This is a genomic window from Streptomyces sp. NPDC018263 (genome assembly GCF_055562575.1).
Window position 1 is genome coordinate 441091 of sequence record NZ_JBVHFA010000001.1, and the last position, 16058, is coordinate 457148.

At 73.4% G+C, this 16058-nt stretch carries 17 protein-coding genes and 2 tRNA genes; 7 read left to right on the forward strand and 12 right to left on the reverse strand.

Features of this window, described 5'->3' with window-relative positions; translation table 11 throughout:
* Window positions 1-219 precede the first annotated feature (219 nt).
* The 8 genes from def to ACZ3HQ_RS02035 all read right to left on the reverse strand — a co-directional run bounded on the left by def (window position 220) and on the right by ACZ3HQ_RS02035 (window position 7469).
* Complete coding sequence (gene def / locus ACZ3HQ_RS02000) at window positions 220-870, reverse strand: peptide deformylase (protein WP_467507163.1); 651 nt, start codon at window positions 868-870, stop codon at window positions 220-222.
* Window positions 871-950: 80 nt separating this feature from the next.
* A complete protein-coding gene (locus ACZ3HQ_RS02005) occupies window positions 951-1931 on the reverse strand; it encodes a hypothetical protein (RefSeq protein ID WP_030807439.1) in 981 nt (326 codons plus the stop codon).
* Window positions 1932-2041: 110 nt separating this feature from the next.
* A complete protein-coding gene (locus tag ACZ3HQ_RS02010) occupies window positions 2042-3283 on the reverse strand; it encodes an HD-GYP domain-containing protein (RefSeq protein ID WP_467507165.1) in 1242 nt (413 codons plus the stop codon).
* On the reverse strand, window positions 3280-4590 hold the full coding sequence (locus ACZ3HQ_RS02015) for an HD-GYP domain-containing protein (protein WP_467507166.1): 1311 nt from the start codon (window positions 4588-4590) through the stop codon (window positions 3280-3282). The genes ACZ3HQ_RS02010 and ACZ3HQ_RS02015 overlap by 4 nt, the downstream gene beginning before the upstream one ends.
* 107 nt (window positions 4591-4697) lie before the next feature.
* Window positions 4698-5000: a mycothiol system anti-sigma-R factor gene (gene rsrA / locus ACZ3HQ_RS02020; RefSeq protein WP_161149708.1), complete on the reverse strand. Its 303-nt coding sequence runs from the start codon at window positions 4998-5000 to the stop codon at window positions 4698-4700.
* Entirely contained in the window at window positions 4997-5692 is a 696-nt protein-coding gene (locus tag ACZ3HQ_RS02025; protein ID WP_467507168.1) for a sigma-70 family RNA polymerase sigma factor, read from the reverse strand. Before ACZ3HQ_RS02025 ends, rsrA begins: the two co-directional genes overlap by 4 nt.
* Before the next feature lie 258 nt (window positions 5693-5950).
* Entirely contained in the window at window positions 5951-6613 is a 663-nt protein-coding gene (locus tag ACZ3HQ_RS02030) for an alpha/beta hydrolase family protein (RefSeq protein WP_467507169.1), read from the reverse strand.
* 1 nt (window position 6614) lies between these two features.
* Window positions 6615-7469 carry an SOS response-associated peptidase gene (locus ACZ3HQ_RS02035; RefSeq protein WP_467507171.1) on the reverse strand — a complete coding sequence of 285 codons (855 nt, stop codon included), beginning with the start codon at window positions 7467-7469 and terminating at the stop codon, window positions 6615-6617.
* 50 nt (window positions 7470-7519) lie between these two features.
* On the opposite strand from ACZ3HQ_RS02035, the gene ACZ3HQ_RS02040 reads away from it, so the two are divergent.
* From ACZ3HQ_RS02040 to ACZ3HQ_RS02055, 4 genes are all read left to right on the forward strand, one after another.
* A complete protein-coding gene (locus tag ACZ3HQ_RS02040; RefSeq protein WP_467507172.1) occupies window positions 7520-8242 on the forward strand; it encodes a M50 family metallopeptidase in 723 nt (240 codons plus the stop codon).
* A gap of 61 nt (window positions 8243-8303) precedes the next feature.
* Window positions 8304-9620 (forward strand): 3-phosphoshikimate 1-carboxyvinyltransferase, encoded by a 1317-nt coding sequence (aroA, locus tag ACZ3HQ_RS02045; RefSeq protein ID WP_467507174.1) that lies wholly within the window; start codon window positions 8304-8306, stop codon window positions 9618-9620.
* Between the two features lie 17 nt (window positions 9621-9637).
* Entirely contained in the window at window positions 9638-10648 is a 1011-nt protein-coding gene (rsgA, locus tag ACZ3HQ_RS02050; protein WP_467507175.1) for a ribosome small subunit-dependent GTPase A, read from the forward strand.
* Between the two features lie 85 nt (window positions 10649-10733).
* Window positions 10734-11057, forward strand: coding sequence for a DMT family transporter (locus ACZ3HQ_RS02055; protein ID WP_086693118.1), 324 nt, complete (start codon window positions 10734-10736; stop codon window positions 11055-11057).
* Here the strand turns inward: ACZ3HQ_RS02055 and ACZ3HQ_RS02060 are convergent.
* On the reverse strand, window positions 11054-11662 hold the full coding sequence (locus ACZ3HQ_RS02060) for a TetR/AcrR family transcriptional regulator (RefSeq protein ID WP_467507176.1): 609 nt from the start codon (window positions 11660-11662) through the stop codon (window positions 11054-11056). The two genes, ACZ3HQ_RS02055 and ACZ3HQ_RS02060, sit on opposite strands and share 4 nt — an antisense overlap.
* A 164-nt stretch (window positions 11663-11826) precedes the next feature.
* Between ACZ3HQ_RS02060 and hisN the strand changes: the two genes are divergently transcribed.
* From hisN to ACZ3HQ_RS02075, 3 genes are all read left to right on the forward strand, one after another.
* Window positions 11827-12621 (forward strand): histidinol-phosphatase, encoded by a 795-nt coding sequence (hisN, locus tag ACZ3HQ_RS02065; RefSeq protein ID WP_467507178.1) that lies wholly within the window; start codon window positions 11827-11829, stop codon window positions 12619-12621.
* 197 nt (window positions 12622-12818) lie between these two features.
* On the forward strand, window positions 12819-13196 hold the full coding sequence (locus ACZ3HQ_RS02070) for a CBS domain-containing protein (RefSeq protein WP_467507179.1): 378 nt from the start codon (window positions 12819-12821) through the stop codon (window positions 13194-13196).
* A gap of 107 nt (window positions 13197-13303) precedes the next feature.
* On the forward strand, window positions 13304-13720 hold the full coding sequence (locus ACZ3HQ_RS02075; protein WP_467507180.1) for a Fur family transcriptional regulator: 417 nt from the start codon (window positions 13304-13306) through the stop codon (window positions 13718-13720).
* A 75-nt stretch (window positions 13721-13795) separates the two neighbouring features.
* Here the strand turns inward: ACZ3HQ_RS02075 and ACZ3HQ_RS02080 are convergent.
* The 3 genes from ACZ3HQ_RS02080 to ACZ3HQ_RS02090 form a co-directional block, all read right to left on the reverse strand.
* A tRNA-Met gene (locus ACZ3HQ_RS02080) sits at window positions 13796-13869 on the reverse strand.
* Between the two features lie 72 nt (window positions 13870-13941).
* Window positions 13942-15774, reverse strand: a complete 1833-nt coding sequence (locus ACZ3HQ_RS02085; RefSeq protein WP_467507181.1) for a tetratricopeptide repeat protein — start codon at window positions 15772-15774, stop codon at window positions 13942-13944.
* A gap of 205 nt (window positions 15775-15979) precedes the next feature.
* Window positions 15980-16053 (reverse strand) — tRNA-Met (locus ACZ3HQ_RS02090).
* Between the last annotated feature and the right edge of the window lie 5 nt (window positions 16054-16058).

Sequence of the window (16058 nt, forward strand, 5' to 3'; positions counted from 1 at the left end):
CTCCCTGCCGTGCCGGGCGTGCGCCGTTGCGTATCCCCGCACCCCTATTCAGCACTACAACTGACCGTCTGGGGAACGGATTTGCTCCTTTCACTACCCCAAGTCGCCGGGATTCTTTCGGCGAACAGGTGAACGAACAGCCACGACGCCCGGCCGGAATGGTCTCCGGCCGGGCGTCGTGGCTGTTCGGTGCGGTGGCGCTGGTTACGCGCGGTCGCGTCAGTCGTTGGCGACCACGTCGTAGCGCGGTTCGTTCTCGGCCATCTGCCGCAGGGCGTCCTTGCGGTCCCGCTTGGAGAGGCGGTCGATGTAGAGGTAGCCGTACAGGTGGTCGGTCTCGTGCTGGAGGCAGCGGGCGAAGTAGCCGGTGCCGCGCACCTTCACCGGGTTGCCCTTCTCGTCCTGCCCGGTCACCTCGGCGTAGTCGGGGCGCGCGAGCGGCGCGTACGCGGTGGGCACGGACAGGCAGCCCTCGTTGCTGTCGTCCAGGCGGCGGGCGGCGGCGGGCAGTTCGACCAGCTTGGGGTTGACGACCACGCCGGTGTGGCGGACACCGTCGTCGTCCGGGCAGTCGTAGACGAAGACCTTCTGGCTCACGCCGATCTGGTTGGCGGCCAGGCCCACGCCCTCGGCGGTGCGCTGGCTGGCGAACATGTCCGCGACCAACTGCTCCAGCTCGGGGCCGAACTCGGTGACGTCCGCGCACTCCTTGTGCAGCACCGGGTTCCCGACGACCGTGATCGGCCGCGAGGTACCGCGCTCGCGCCACCCGGTCTCGCGCTCCTCGCAGTCCTCCGTGTCGACGACATAGCCCTCGTCATCGACGGGGAGCACGCCCACGTGCTGCTGATCGGTGTCCTGCTGAGCCATGACCGAGTGACGCCTTCCTGCACAAAAACTGGGGGGACTAGCGGATACAGGGTACGTGGGTGGGCTTGCCGCAGGAGCCCTCAGCAGACCTCTTCCAGGTCTCGCCAGTCCCGGGAGTCCGGACTGTCCGCGACCCACCCGTCCAGCAACCCCCGGACCAGCGAGGCCGGCGCAGCAATCCCGCACTCCCGCTCGGGCACCCAGAGCTGTCCGTCCGTCCGGTGCCCCAGCGGACCGGGATGACCGGGCTCACTGTGATCGTGGGGATCGAGATGCACACCTTCCCCCTCGTCGGAGGGCATCCGCGACTCCGAACACATCCGGCACAGCAGCCGCACGGAAGACGACCAGTCCTCCGCCGCGAACCCCGCGTCGGCGGCGAGCTGCTCCAGCGCGTCCCGGTCCGCCTCGGTCGCCGCCTCCAGCAGCACCACCCAGGTCGGCACGGGCGAGGGCGCCCACAGCTCGATCTCGTCGAAGACCGGATAGGAGTGCCCGGTGGACGTGGTGCGCTCACCGTGCGGAACGCCGTCGTGCAGGACGACCTCGCCCCAGCGCCGCCCCGAGGACGGCAGCGGAATGGACAGCACCTCGATCCGCGCCGGGTCCAGCCGGCGTCCCCAGACCACCTCGGCCTCACCCTCCGGGGAGAGCCGTACGGCCGCGCTGCCCAGCTCCATGCCGAGCGGCTCGCCGAGCGCGGTGGCGCCACCGGGCACCTTCAGCCCGTACGCCTGCCAGGCGCGGCGGGCCAGCGGCCAGTCCTGGAGGGCGGTGGCGGCGATGCCGACGTTCCACCAGTCGGGGGCGCCGGTCTCGCGGTCCAGCAGGGCGACCGCACGCAGACCGGCGGCACGGGCCTGCTCCCAGTCGTGCCGGAACTTGTGCAGCAGGGCCAGGTTGAACCAGGACTCGGCGAGCCAGGGCTCCAGATCGGCGGCGCGGGTCAGCAGTTCGCCCGCGTCCTCGTACCGGCCGTCGCCGATGAGCGTGAACGCCCGGTCGGTGGCCTGCCGCCAGGAGGCGGAGGGCCGGTTCCGTACCTTGCCGAAGATCCTCACGATTCCCGCCTGCCAGTTCCGTTCCGCTCAGTGGGCTGGCTTTTGCCCCCGGACTGCCTCTCCCTCGCATCCAACCACGTCACCTGGGAGAGGCGCTCATTACCCATCGGTTACCCAGCAACCGGCAGGGTCAGACAGTCGCGGGACAGGACCCGCGCCAGTGATTCCACCACCTCGGGGGCGTAGTCCCCGGCGGTGGCCAGCCGCAGTTCCTCCAGCGCGCGCAGGGGGCCCTCGGCCCCGGCGTCGCGGGACCTCTCCTCGTAGGCGTTGACCGCGCGCACGATGCGGGCGGCGACCGGCTGGTCCCGGTAGGGGTCGGCCTGCCGCTCCACGACCACGGCGACGGCCGACGCCACCCCGGTCTGCCGGACCACGGCCCCGCCGAGCAGGGCGATACGGCGCTGTTCCGCGCCGGGCAGCCCGGCGGTGGCGCCCGCGGGGACGGGGTCGACCAGGCTGAGCTGGCCGATGTCGTGCATCAGCGCCGCGTGCTCCAGCACGGTCAGCTCGGTGCCGGTGAGCCCGAGGTCCCGGCCCACCGCGAGGCTGAGGGCGGCGACCCGGCGGGCGTGGCCGGCCGGGGTGTACCCGGCGATCTCGGTGGCGCGGGCCAGGGAGGTGATGGTCTGCCGGTAGGTGGCGCGCACGGCCGCGTACCGGCGCAGCGACAACTGGGTGAGCAGCAGCGGGAGGCAGAACACCGGCAGGGCCCAGAGTCCGGCCACGGCGACCGCGAGCGCCATCACCGCGCCGGTGGCGCAGACCGCGGACCCGATGCCGAGCAGCCCGCGCAGTTCCTCGCGCAGCAGCGGCCCGAAGGGCCAGCCGGTGCGGGAGCGGGCGAGCGCGGCGGCCAGTACGGCGTCGCACAGCGCGGTCAGGACCAGCAGCGCGACGAGCGTCAGGGCGTAGGCGGAACCGTCCCAGTGCTCGAACACGCCCCGGCTGTACAGCGGTTGGAAGCAGACGGCGGCGAAGCCGACGGTCAGCACGCGGCGGGCGAGGTGGTCCAGGGTGGGGCTGCTCCCGCGCCAGATGTGTGGTACGCCACCGAGCAGCGTGGCGACGACGACCACGGTGAGGATCTGGCCGGCGCCGTGCTCGGCGGGGCGCCCGGCGTCGGCGCCGAGCAGGGCGTACGAGAGGGAGCCCGCGGTGCCGAGCGGTGCGGCGCGGCGGGAGCCGCCGCCCGTCCAGCGGGTGAGTTCGCCGACGGCTATGAGGACGCCGAAGGCGAGCGCGGTGCCCCGGCCGTCGACACCGCTCCACAGGGTGGCGCCGAACGCGACGGCGGCGAGGAGGGCGGCGGCGCCGTGGATCAGGAGGCGGGCACTCGGGCGGGCGGTCAACGGTGGGCCCCGGTGGTCCGGCCGTGGGTGCGCTGGGGGGGCGGGACGCCGGGGGCGGGTTCGTCGGCGGTGACCTCGGGCCGCCAGCCGTGACGGCGCAGGGCGGCGGCGAGCGCGCCGACCATCCGGGGGTCGAACTGGGCGCCCGCGCACCGCTCCAGCTCGGCGACGGCGGCCTCGACCGGGCGGGCCCGGCTGTAGGAGCGGGTGGAGGTCATGGCGTCGAAGGCGTCGGCGACGGCGACCACGCGGGCGCACTCGGGGATCTGGGTGCCCACGAGCCCGTAGGGGTAGCCGCTGCCGTCGAGGCGTTCGTGGTGGTGCAGGATCGCCGCGCGGGCCTCCCCGAGGAAGGAGATGCCGCGGGTCATCTCGTGGCCGTACTCGGGGTGGAGTTCGATGATCCGGCGTTCCTCGGGGGTGAGCGGGCCGTCCTTGCGCAGCAGCCGGGTGGGGACGCCGAGCTTGCCGACGTCGTGCAGGATGCCCGCGAAGCGGAGGACCTCCACGCGTGCGTCGTCCAGGCCGAGCTGGCGGGCGATCATCACGGACGCCTGGCCGACCCGCTCGCTGTGCCCCCTCGTGTAGCCGTCCTTGATGTCGACGGCCTGCACCAGGGCGCGGATGGTGGCCTGGTGGGCGGCGCGTTCGCGGTGGTACTGGGCGAACACCCAGCAGGAGACCCCCATCGGCAGCAGCACCAGCAGGGCGGCGACGGGCCCGTAGGGGCTGCGCCACAGCACGGCGGTCATCAGCCCGGCCAGCCCGTGCACGGCGACGGGGGCCAGGGAGCGGGTGAACAGCCCCCGCCAGGCCCGGCGCGGCGGCACCCGGTCGGCGGCCGCGTGCATGGCGCCGTCGAGCAGGGTCAGCACCAGGCAGAAGGCGAGCACGGCGGCCCCGGCGGGCAGCAGGGCGTACGGGAAGACGGAGCCGGCGACGGCGGCGCTGCCGTCGAGCGCGTGGTGTGTCCGGGCCGCGGCCCAGACGGCGAGCGCGGGCCGGGCGGCGCGCCAGACGCGGCGCGGCAGGGCGGGCGCGTGCTCGACCGGGGAGAGCAGGGCGGCGGGCAGCGGAACGAGCGCGGCGGCGGCCGGGGTCAGCAGGAAGGCCGCGGCGAGCAGGACGGGGTAGAAGGTGCCGCCGAACCGGCGGCGCACGACCTGGTCGCAGAGCGCGTAGAGCGCGGCGAGAAGGCCGAGGGTGCCCCAGGGCGTGGGGCCGGTGAGGGCGGGCAGTGCGCAGAGCGCGGCGAGCAGGGCGGCGCCGGCCACGCAGATCCGTGCCCTTGCCGGAACCGCCTCCATGACGCCCTCCCCGACCGTGCCCCGTCCGGGTGGAGCGTAGGACGGGGCACGGTCAGGGCGGGGGCTGGTCCGGTGGGATTAGCACGTTCGGGTGACGGAAGCGGCGGTCAGCTCTCGCGGGCGACCGCGGTCACGTCATGCTCGGGGACGGTGCCTCCGGAGCGGATCAGCTCGATCCGGCCCATGACCTTGGCGCGCAGGTCGGCGGGGACGTCGTCATGTCCGCAGCACCGCTTGACCAGCTTCTTCACGGCCTGCTCCAGACCGTACTTCTCCAGGCACGGGTGGCATTCCTCGAAGTGGTGCTGGAACTTGTCGCGGTCGACGTCCGGCATCTCGCTGTCGAGGAACTCGTACAGATGGTCGAGGACCTCACTGCAGTCCGTCTCGTGCGGCTCTCCGCAGCTCATGAGCCCGAGCCTTTCGCTTCGTTCGACTCTCCGGCGCCCGCGGGGACCAGGCCGCGCTCGCGCGCGTAGTCCTCCAGCATGCCGCGCAGTTGGCGACGGCCCCGGTGCAGCCGGGACATCACCGTACCGATGGGTGTCCCCATGATGTCCGCGATCTCCTTGTACGCAAAGCCCTCCACGTCCGCGAGGTAGACCGCGATGCGGAACTCCTCGGGGATCGACTGGAGCGCGGACTTCACGTCCGAGTCCGGCAGGTGGTCCAGCGCCTGGGACTCGGCGGAGCGCAGCCCCGTCGACATGTGCGACTCGGCGCGCGCGAGCTGCCAGTCCTCGATCTCCTCGGCGGCGCTGCGCTGGGGTTCCCGCTGCTTCTTGCGGTACGAGTTGATGAAGGTGTTGGTGAGAATCCGGTACAGCCACGCCTTGAGGTTGGTGCCCTCGCGGAACTGGTGGAACGAGGCGTACGCCTTGGCATACGTCTCCTGCACCAGGTCCTCGGCGTCGGCCGGGTTGCGCGTCATGCGCAGCGCGGCCGAATACATCTGGTCGAGGAATTCGAGCGCGTCCCGCTCGAAGCGCGCGCTGCGCTCCGTGCTGCTCTCGGCGCCCGTTCCCGCGCTCACGCCCTGGTCCTCGGGCTGCTCCGCCTGGCCGCTGCCGGCCCCTGCGTCGGTACCGGTGACCGGACCCACCTCCTCAAGTTCCCGCGCGAGGCCGAGACCGGCCCCACTCGTTTCGGAGGATAGAACACGACCCGTACCCGCCGCCGCTCGAATCGGAGCGGTCTTGGCCGCGTGCAGCACCGTCCAGTCCAGGTCAGTACGGCTGCTGCGACTCGGACATGCGGTCGAACCCATGCGGCTGACTTCCTCTCCCGCGACGACGCCTCACCGGCGCTCCAGTACTTCTGTCCGCCACAACAGCGGTGCCCGGTCCGGCATTCCCGAGGGTCACCCGAGTGACGCGGCCCACCTGATGACGGCGTCCGTCACGGTCTCCAGCGCGGCCTCCCGGGTCACGGGGGCCCGCTTGGGCACCGCGAAGGAGTGGTCGCCGTAGGGCACCTCGACGAGTTCGAATCCGCCTTCTCGGAACTGCCCGGGGAACTCCTCGGGCCGGCCGAAGGGATCGTTCCCGCCCTGCACGACGAGGGTGGGGACCCCGGAGCCGAGCAGCTCGTCCGCGCGGGACTTCTCCGGCTTGCCCGGAGGGTGCAGCGGGAAGCTCAGCGCGAGCACCGCGCGGGCGCCCAGCTCGGTGGCGGTGCGGCAGGCGACGCGGGCACCCGCGCTCCGGCCGCCGGAGATCACCGGCAGACCGGGCCGGGTCAGCGCGGGCCACAGGCCCCGCCAGCCGGTGTCCAGCGTCTTCGGCGCCGGGGCCACCTTGCGTCCAGCCACCCGCCAGGGCTGTTCGACCAGAGCGACGCTCACCCCGTGCGCGGGCAGGGCGGCGGCGAGCGCCTGGAGGTCGCGGGCCTCGATGCCGCCCCCGGCGCCGTGGCTCACGGCCAGGACGAGGCGGGGCTCGGGCGCGTGGTGCCAGGTGACGCGCGCGGTCCCGGCCTCGGTCCCGACGGTCTCGGTCTCATGCGTGGAGGTGGAGGGGCTCACGTCAGAAGAGTGTGCCCTCCTCGGGCCCCTCCAGCTCCTTCAGCAGCTCCGGCCCGTTGTTGCGGACGTTGCTGACGGCCGTGGACACCGGGTAGGCCCGCATCAGGCCCTCGGGCGGCGGGGCCAGCAGCTCCCGCAGGTCCTCGGGGTCGGTGCGGGCGGGGTCCAGCCAGGCGTCCCAGCGGTCCGGGGTCAGCATCAGGGGCATCCGGGGGTGGATGTCGGCGAGCGAGCCGGGTCCCTCGGCGGGGGCGACGGCCAGCGGGCCCCGCTCGGCCTCGGTGGTGATCACCGAGCAGGTCGCCCACCAGGCGCCGGGGTGGTCGTCGGGCAGGGTGCGGTCGCGCCAGAACTCGTACAGCCCGGCCATGGCGAACACCGAGCCGTCGGCGGGGAGCACGAAGTACGGCTGCTTGCGGGGCCGCTTCTTCTTGCCCTCGACCTCCAGGTCGCGCTCCTGCTCGCCGGTGACCCACTCGTAGTAGCCGTCGGCGGGCAGGATGCAGCGGCGGGCGGCGAAGGCGCGGCGGTAGGCCGGCTTCTCGTGCACGGTCTCCGCGCGGGCGTTGATCATCCGGGCGGCGCCCTCGGGGGTCTTGGCCCAGGACGGCACCAGTCCCCACCTCAGCCGGCGCAACTGGCGAACCGGACGGCGGTCGGCGGCGTCTTTCAGCGGACGGTCCAGAACCGCGTAGACCTCCTTGGTCGGGGCCACGTTCCAGTCCGGCGCCAGGGTCTCCTCGGGTTCCGGGGTCCGGTCGCCCCCGTGTTCCGGGGCAGGGGGGACCCCCACCTCGATGTCGAAGACCGCCGCGAGATCCTCTGGGCCACGACTGGCCGCATACCGTCCGCACATACCAGCCACAGTGCCAGAGTCCGTCCGACGACAGGGAGCCACCCGCAGACATGGACAGCAACACGACCACCGCGCTGCCCGACCTCTGGGACCGTCTCAGCGGCACCCAGCCCGGTCCCGACCTGTGGGTGGTCCTCGCCACCCTGGCCGCCGCGCTCGCCGTGGTCGCCCCGCACCCGGTGTGGCGGGTGGCCCGGAACGCGATCACCATCGCGCACGAGGGCGGCCACGGCCTGATCGCGCTCGTCACCGGCCGGAAGCTGACCGCGATACGGCTGCACTCCGACACCAGCGGCCTCACGGTGAGCCGGGGCAAGCCGTACGGCCTCGGCATGATCCTGACGGCCGCCGCGGGCTACACCGCGCCCTCGCTGCTCGGGCTCGGCGGGGCCGCGCTGCTGGCCGCCGGGCGCATCACCCTGCTGCTGTGGGTGGCGACCGCCCTGCTGCTGGCGATGCTGGTGATGATCCGCAACGCCTACGGGGTGCTCACCGTGGTGCTGACCGGCGGGGCCTTCCTGCTGGTGTCGTGGCTGGCGGGACCGCAGGTGCAGGCGGCGTTCGCGTACGCGGTGGTGTGGTTCCTGCTGCTGGGCGGGGTGCGTCCGCCCTTCGAGCTGCAGGCCAAGCGCAGGCGGGGCGGCGCCGGGGACTCGGACGCGGACCAGTTGTCGCGGCTCACCCATGTGCCGGCGTGGCTGTGGCTGTTCCTGTTCCACGCGGTGTCGCTGTGCGCGCTGATCGGCGGCGGGCAGTGGCTGCTGCGGCTCTGAGCCGCCGCCGGACGGGTTCGATCAAGATCTGGGCGCGGTCCCAGCCACTAAAGTGGAGCGCATGACCGCGAACCCCGCTGAAACCGCCCTCTGGCCCGCCCCGCACGCGACCGGGGCCGTCGACGCGACGGTCCACGTGCCCGGTTCCAAATCGGTCACCAACCGCGCCCTGGTGCTGGCCGCCCTCGCCTCCGAGCCGGGCTGGCTGCGCCGTCCGCTGCGGTCGCGGGACACCCTGCTGATGGCCGGTGCGCTGCGCGCGATGGGCGTGGAGATCGAGGAGGGCGTCGGCCCGGACGGCTCCGGCGAGGCGTGGCGGGTGCTGCCGACGGGGCTGCGCGGCCCGGCCGCGGTGGACGTCGGCAACGCGGGCACGGTGATGCGCTTCCTGCCGCCGGTCGCCGCGCTGGCCGACGGCCCGGTCCGCTTCGACGGCGACCCCCGCTCCTACGAGCGCCCGCTGCACGGCGTGATCGACGCGCTGCGGGTGCTGGGCGCCCGGATCGACGACGACGGGCGGGGCGCGCTGCCGCTGACCGTGCACGGCGGCGGGGCGCTGGAGGGCGGCCCGGTGTCGGTCGACGCGTCCTCGTCGTCCCAGTTCGTCTCGGCGCTGCTGCTGTCCGCGCCGCGCTTCAACCAGGGCGTGGAGGTCCGCCACACCGGCGCGACCCTGCCCTCGCTCCCCCACATCCGGATGACGGTGGACATGCTGCGCGCGGTCGGCGCCCAGGTGGACACGCCGGAGTCGGGCGGCGAGCCGAACGTGTGGCGGGTGACGCCGGGCGCGCTGCTGGGCCGGGACCTCACCGTCGAGCCGGACCTGTCCAACGCCCAGCCGTTCCTGGCGGCCGCCCTGGTCACCGGCGGCAAGGTGACCATCCCGGACTGGCCGGAGCGCACCACCCAGCCGGGTGACCGGCTGCGGGAGATCTTCACCGAGATGGGTGGCTCCTGCGAGCTGACCGAGTACGGGCTGGTCTTCTCCGGTTCCGGCGCGGTGCACGGCATCGACGTGGACCTGGGCGACGTGGGCGAGCTGACCCCCGGCATCGCCGCGGTCGCCGCCCTCGCCGACTCCCCGTCGACCCTGCGCGGGGTGGCCCATCTGCGGCTGCACGAGACGGACCGGCTGGCCGCGCTCACCAAGGAGATCAACGAACTCGGCGGCGACGTCACCGAGACCGCCGACGGCCTGCACATCCGGCCGCGCCCGCTGCACGGCGGTGTGTTCCACACCTACGACGACCACCGGATGGCGACGGCGGGCGCGATCATCGGCCTGGCGGTGCCGGGGGTGCGGATCGAGAACGTGGCGACGACGGCGAAGACCCTCCCGGACTTCCCCGAGCTGTGGGCCGGGATGCTCGGTAACTGAACGGGCGGGACGAGATCATGCGCCGCTACGGCAAGCACACCGACGAGGACGACATCCGCACGCGTCCCAACCGCAAGGGCAACCGCCCGCGGACCAACATCCGGCCCAAGCACGAGGACGCGGCGGAGGGCATGGTCCTCACCGTCGACCGGGGCCGGCTGACCTGTCTGGTCGACGGGCGGACGATCACCGCGATGAAGGCCCGCGAGCTGGGCCGCAAGGCGGCCGTCGTGGGCGACCGGGTCTCGCTGGTCGGTGACCTGTCGGGCCAGAAGGACACGCTCGCGCGGATCGTGCGCATCGGGGAGCGCTCCTCCCTGCTGCGCCGCACCGCCGACGACGACGACCCCTACGAGCGGGTCGTGGTGGCCAACGCCGACCAGCTCGCCATCGTCACCGCCCTCGCGGACCCCGAGCCCCGCCCCCGGCTGATCGACCGCTGCCTGGTCGCGGCCTTCGACGGCGGCCTGGAGCCCCTGCTGGTCATGACCAAGTCGGACCTGGCCTCCCCGGACAAGCTGCTGGAGCTGTACGGCGACCTGGACATCCCCTATGTGGTGACCAGCCGCGAGGAGCTGGAGAACGGCGACGCGGCCGACCGGGTCCGCGAGCAACTGGACGGAAAGATAACGGCGTTCGTCGGCCACTCCGGCGTCGGCAAGACCACCCTGGTCAACGCCCTGGTCCCACAGGACCTCCGGCGCACCACGGGACACGTCAACGCGGTGACCGGCCGGGGCCGGCACACCACGACCTCCGCGCTGGCGCTCCCGCTCGGCGACGGCACCGGCTGGGTGGTCGACACACCGGGCGTACGGTCCTTCGGGCTGGCGCACATCGACCCCTCGCGGGTCATCAACGCCTTCCCGGACCTGGTGCCGGGGACCGCCGACTGTCCGCGTGCGTGCAGCCACGACGAGCCGGACTGCGCGCTGGACGCCTGGGTGGCCGAGGGGCACGCGCGCCAGGCCCGGCTGTACTCGCTGCGCCGGCTGCTGTCGACGCGGGAGCGCCGGGAGGGCGACTGAGCCTCGCGTGGTTTGCCGGGGCGCGGGTTCGGTAAGTGCATAATCGCACCGAGCCGGAGATCCGGACCCTAGGGGAGGACAGCGCATGGCGTGGCTGCTGGTCATCGTCGCCGGGCTGCTGGAGACCGGTTTCGCCGTGTGCCTGAAGCTGTCCCACGGGTTCACCCGGCTCTGGCCGACCATCGCCTTCGCCTCGTTCGCCCTCGGCAGCTTCGGCCTGCTGACCCTGGCCCTGAAGAAGCTCGACGTCGGTCCCGCCTACGCGGTGTGGACCGGCATCGGCGCGGCGGGCACGGCGATCTACGGCATGGTCTTCCTCGGTGACCTGGTCTCCACCCTGAAGATCGTCTCCATCTCCCTGGTGATCGTCGGGGTGATCGGCCTGCAGTTGTCGGGGTCGGCGCACTAACTCTCGAAGTCGCGGTGCAGGGCCTGGTGGACCAGCGCCGCGGTGCCGCCCTCGCCGGCCGGTGCCGCCACGCAGGACAGGCCGAGCCGGAGGGCGAGTTCGCAGGCGAAGGCCAGCCGGGCGGTGTCGGACGCGGGCGCGCCGGGTGGGGCGAGGACGGCCACGGCACGGTCGCGCACCATCCGCAGGAAGTCGCCGGGTGCGGGCAGCGGCCCGTCGGCGCGGCGCTGCGCGGGCACGGTGGAGGTGGAGGGCAGGCCGGGGCGGGCGGGCTCGGGGAGCCGTTCGGTCCAGCTTCCGGTGAGCATGGCCCGTACCAGCGCGTTGCCGCGGGCGGCGGTGGCGGTCCACTCGGCGGTGGCGGCGAGCCGGTCGCGGGGGTCGGTGTGGGTGGCGAGGGCGCGTTCCACCCCGGCGAGGTAGCCGTCGGCCTCGCGCCGCATCAGGGCCCTGGCCAGGCCGTCCTTGCTGCCGAACTCGTTGTAGAGCGTCTGCCGGGACACTCCGGCGGCCGCGGCCACGTCGACCATCCGTACCGTCGACCACGGCCGGTGGGCGAGCGCTCTGCCTGCGGCGTCCAGCAGCGATTCGCGGGCTGCGGGCATCTTCGCCTCCCTGGGGCGAGCTGTGGCGCTTAGATTTGACTCGCCCGCCGGCGCTGTCAAGGGTCCGGGGGCGTGCCGGGGGCGCGGTTCGGCCTGCGCGCCGTACGCCGCGCCCGCGCTCCCCCTGGTGGCTTCCGGACACCCGCGGCCGATACGGTCGTCACATGCCGGACTATCTCGACGATCTGCGCCTCGCCCATGTCCTCGCGGACGCCGCCGACGCGACCACCATGGAGCGCTTCAAGGCCCTCGACCTGAAGGTCGAGACGAAACCGGACATGACGCCGGTCAGCGAGGCGGACAAGGCCGCCGAGGAGCTGATCCGCAACCACCTCCAGCGCGCCCGCCCGCGTGACTCGGTGCTCGGCGAGGAGTACGGCGCCGAGGGCTCGGGCCCGCGCCGCTGGGTGATCGACCCGATCGACGGCACCAAGAACTACGTGCGCGGGGTCCCGGTGTGGGCGACCCTGATCTCGCTGATGGAGGCGGGTCCGGGCGGGTTCCACCCGGTCGTGGGCCTGGTCTCGGCGCCCGCGCTGGGCCGCCGCTGGTGGGCCGCGAAGGACCACGGCGCCTTCACCGGACGCAGTCTGACCTCGGCGAGCCGTATACACGTCTCCGAGGTGAGCGAGCCGGCCGACGCCTCCTTCGCCTACTCCTCGCTCACCGGCTGGGAGGAGCGGGGCCGGCTCGACGGCTTCCTGGAGCTGTCCCGCGAGGTGTGGCGCACGCGCGCGTACGGCGACTTCTGGCCCTACATGATGGTGGCGGAGGGCTCGGTGGACATGTGCGCGGAGCCGGAGCTGTCGCTGTGGGACATGGCGGCCAACGCGATCATCGTCACCGAGGCGGGCGGCACCTTCACCGGGCTGGACGGCCGTCCGGGCCCGCACAGTGGCAACGCGGCGGCCTCCAACGGCCTGCTGCACGACGCGCTGCTGGGACGCCTCGGCGACTGAGCGCGCCCGCCGGTTCCGCGTGCCCCAACTGGCCGCGCGCGCCCTCTTGTTGACCTCCCCTTTACCTGTCACGCTGAAGCTTCCCTCGTTTGTGAATTCGTGAATCCGTGCTTGTGCGGCACGGGTTCCGCAGGAGGTGGCTGAAGCCCATGCTCGTTCCCGCCCCCGCATCGCCCCCCACGCTCGTCCGAGACGCCATGAGCACGGTGGTCCTCACCATCGGCCCCGCCCACACCCTCCGCCAGGCCGCCGCCCTGATGTCCGCCCGCCGGGTCGGCGCCGCCGTGGTGCTCGACCCGGACGCGGGCGGCATCGGCATCCTCACCGAGCGGGACATCCTCAACTCCGTCGGCCTCGGCCAGGACCCCGACGCCGAGTCGGCCCAGGCCCACACCACCACGTCCGTGGTCTTCGCCGCCCCGGCCTGGACCTTGCGCGAGGCCGCGAGCGCCATGACGCACGGCGGCTTCCGGCACTTGGTCGTACTGGACCGGGGTGAGCCCGCCGGCATCGTCTCGGTCCGCGACATCATCCGCTGCTGGACCCCGGCCCGGTCCCCCGAACCGGCCCTCTGATCCCCCTCCGGACCCCTCCGCGCAGGGTTGGATCGAGTCCAACCCTGTGCGGATTCCAAAGTCACACCTGTTCGGGATCTGTTCGGCCTGCTGTTACGCTGGCTGCCATGAGTGACCTTCTGGACCGGCTGCGTGGACGCGGATGGCGGCTGACCTCGCAGCGCCGAGTGGTGGCCGAGGTGCTGGACGGCGAGCACGTCCACCTCACGGCCGACGAGGTCCACGCGCGCGCCGTGGCGAAACTGCCGGAGATCTCCCGCGCGACCGTCTACAACACCCTGGGCGAGCTGGTCTCGCTCGGCGAGGTGCTGGAGGTCAGCACGGACCACCGCGCCAAGCGGTACGACCCGAACGCGCACCACCCGCACCATCACCTGGTGTGCTCCCGGTGCGGCGCGATCCGTGACGTGCACCCCACCGGCGACCCGCTCTCCGACCTCCCCGCCACCGAGCGCTTCGGCTTCGCCGTCTCGGACGTCGAGGTGACCTACCGGGGCCTGTGCCCGGAGTGCGCCGCCGCCTGAGCCTGGCGCACCGGGCAGGAGCCCAGATACGGCCGAGGGCCGGAATCCATTCGGATTCCGGCCCTCGGCCTTCAGTAGCGGGGACAGGATTTGAACCTGCGACCTCTGGGTTATGAGCCCAGCGAGCTACCGAGCTGCTCCACCCCGCGTCGGTGAACACGACACTACGGGACCCATGGCCACGGAGGCAAATCCGTTCCCCCGCGCCCCATCGGCCCAGCTCAGGCCGACAGCTCCTCGCGCAGCGCGTCCCGCAGCCGCGCCGCCCGCTCGCCGACCTCCCTGGGGCCCAGCTCCACCGCGCGGGCCGCCCAGCGCTGCCCCTCGGCCAGCTCGCCCCGGCGTGCGTACACCAGGGCCAGCCGCAGCGCGGCCCGGCCGTGCCCGGCGTCGGCGGCGCGGGTCCACCACACGGCCGCCTCGGGCTCGCTGCCCTCGCGGGCCAGCAGCAGCCCCAGGTTGAAGGCGCCGTTGCGGGAGCCGGCCTCGGCGGCCGCCCGGTACCAGCGCGCCGCCTCGACCACGTCACCACGTGCCGCGGCGAGCATGCCGACCCGCACCTGGGCGCGCCGGTGGCCCTGGCCGGCCGCCCGCTCGTACCACTCCTCGCACTCGGTCTTGTCGTGCACGTTCTCGCCCAGCTCGTGCGCGGGCTCCGGCGGGCGGCGCGCGTCCAGCACGGTGGCCAGCCGGTACGCGGCCTCCGCGCTGCCGCCGCCGGCCGCGCACCGCAAGTGGCGCTCGGCGGTCTGCTCGTCGCCCTCGCGCAGCCGGGCGATGCCGACCTGGAGGGCGGCCTCGGTGTGCCCGGCGGCGGCCGCGCGCTCGTACCAGCGCACCGCGGCCTCGGCGTCCCGCTCGGTGTCGCGTCCCGCGTGCAGGATGCCCAGGTTGAACGCGGCGTCCACGCTGCCGGCCTCGGCGGCCTTGGAGAACCAGGGCTCGGCGCCGCTGGTGTCGCCGCCCCGCAGCAGCAGGATGGCCAGCGCGTTCGCCGCCTCCCGGTGCCCGGCGTAGGCGGCGCGCCGGTACCACTGCTCGGCCTGGGCGGTGCGGCCCTGCTCGGCGCAGAGCAGACCGAGGTTGTAGGCGCCGTTGTCGTCCCCGGCGTCCAGCGCGGCCCGGTACCAGCGCTCGGCGGTCTGGGTCTCGCCGCGCTCGGCGTGCAGGGCGCCCAGCGCGTTTGCCGCGTTGCCGTCACCGTCCTGGGCGGCGCGCAGCCACCACACGGCCGCGCTCTCGGTGTCCCCGGCGTCGCGCAGCAGGAAGCCGAGTGCGCAGGCGGCGCGGGCCTCGCCGTCCTTGGCCGAGGTGAGGTACCAGCGCCCGGCCTCCTTCAGCTCGCCGCGCTTCTCCAGGATGGCGCCGAGGTGCAGCGCGGCCCGGCGGTGGCCGCGTGCGGCGGCCTGGCGGTACCACTGCTCGGCCTCGGCCGAGGTCCCGGTGGTGCCGGGCTCCTCCTCGCGTCCCGTGCCGGGCTCGGCGTCGCCGCCGTCCAAGGAGCGGGCGAGCCGGTAGGCGGCCTCGCGGTGGCCGCGCTCGGCGGCGGCGCGCATCCAGTAGGCGGAGCGGGTGTCGCCCCGGTGCTCCAGCAGGTCGGCGAGGGCGTAGGCGCCGAGCACATGGCCCTGCTCGGCGGACTGGCGCAGCCAGTACTCGGCGGCGGGTTCGTCGCCGCGCTCGCGGTGGTGGCGGCCGAGTGCGTGCGCGGCGGCGGCGGAGCCGGCGACGGCGGCGATCCGCCACCAGTCGGCGGCCTTGTCGGCGTATCCGCGCTGGTGCAGCAGGACGCCCAGGTTGTTGGCGGCGGGCCGGTCACCGGCGGACGCGGCGGCACGGAGCTGGGGCTCGGCCGCGTCGAGGTCGCCGCGGCGCAGCAGCATGGCCCCGAGGACGCTGGCGGCCTCGGCGTCGCCGGTGCGCGCCGCCATCCCGAGGCGCACCTCCTCGGCGTCCTCCCCCACCTCGTCCACGTCACGGGACGGTTCCTCACCCGAAGGCTGCACAAATCGCCCTGTCTCGAACAGAGTTGCCTTGTCCCCCATAACGTCCATCGTCGCACCACCTGCAACCTGGGTACACCCGGTGTACCGCAGCCCGTGAGGTCACTACAGCGTTTTGTCGACATGCCCACAGAGAGACAAGTCAAACACAGTTGGCCCAACTCCGGTCGGCGGCGCGGCCGATGAAACAGGGAGTACATGCGTTCGCACATCACGAAGGCCCGGATCTCGATGAGATCCGGGCCTTCGTTTTCAGTAGCGGGGACAGGATTTGAACCTGCGACCTCTGGGTTATGAGCCCAGCGAGCTACCGAGCTGCTCCACCCCGCGCCGTT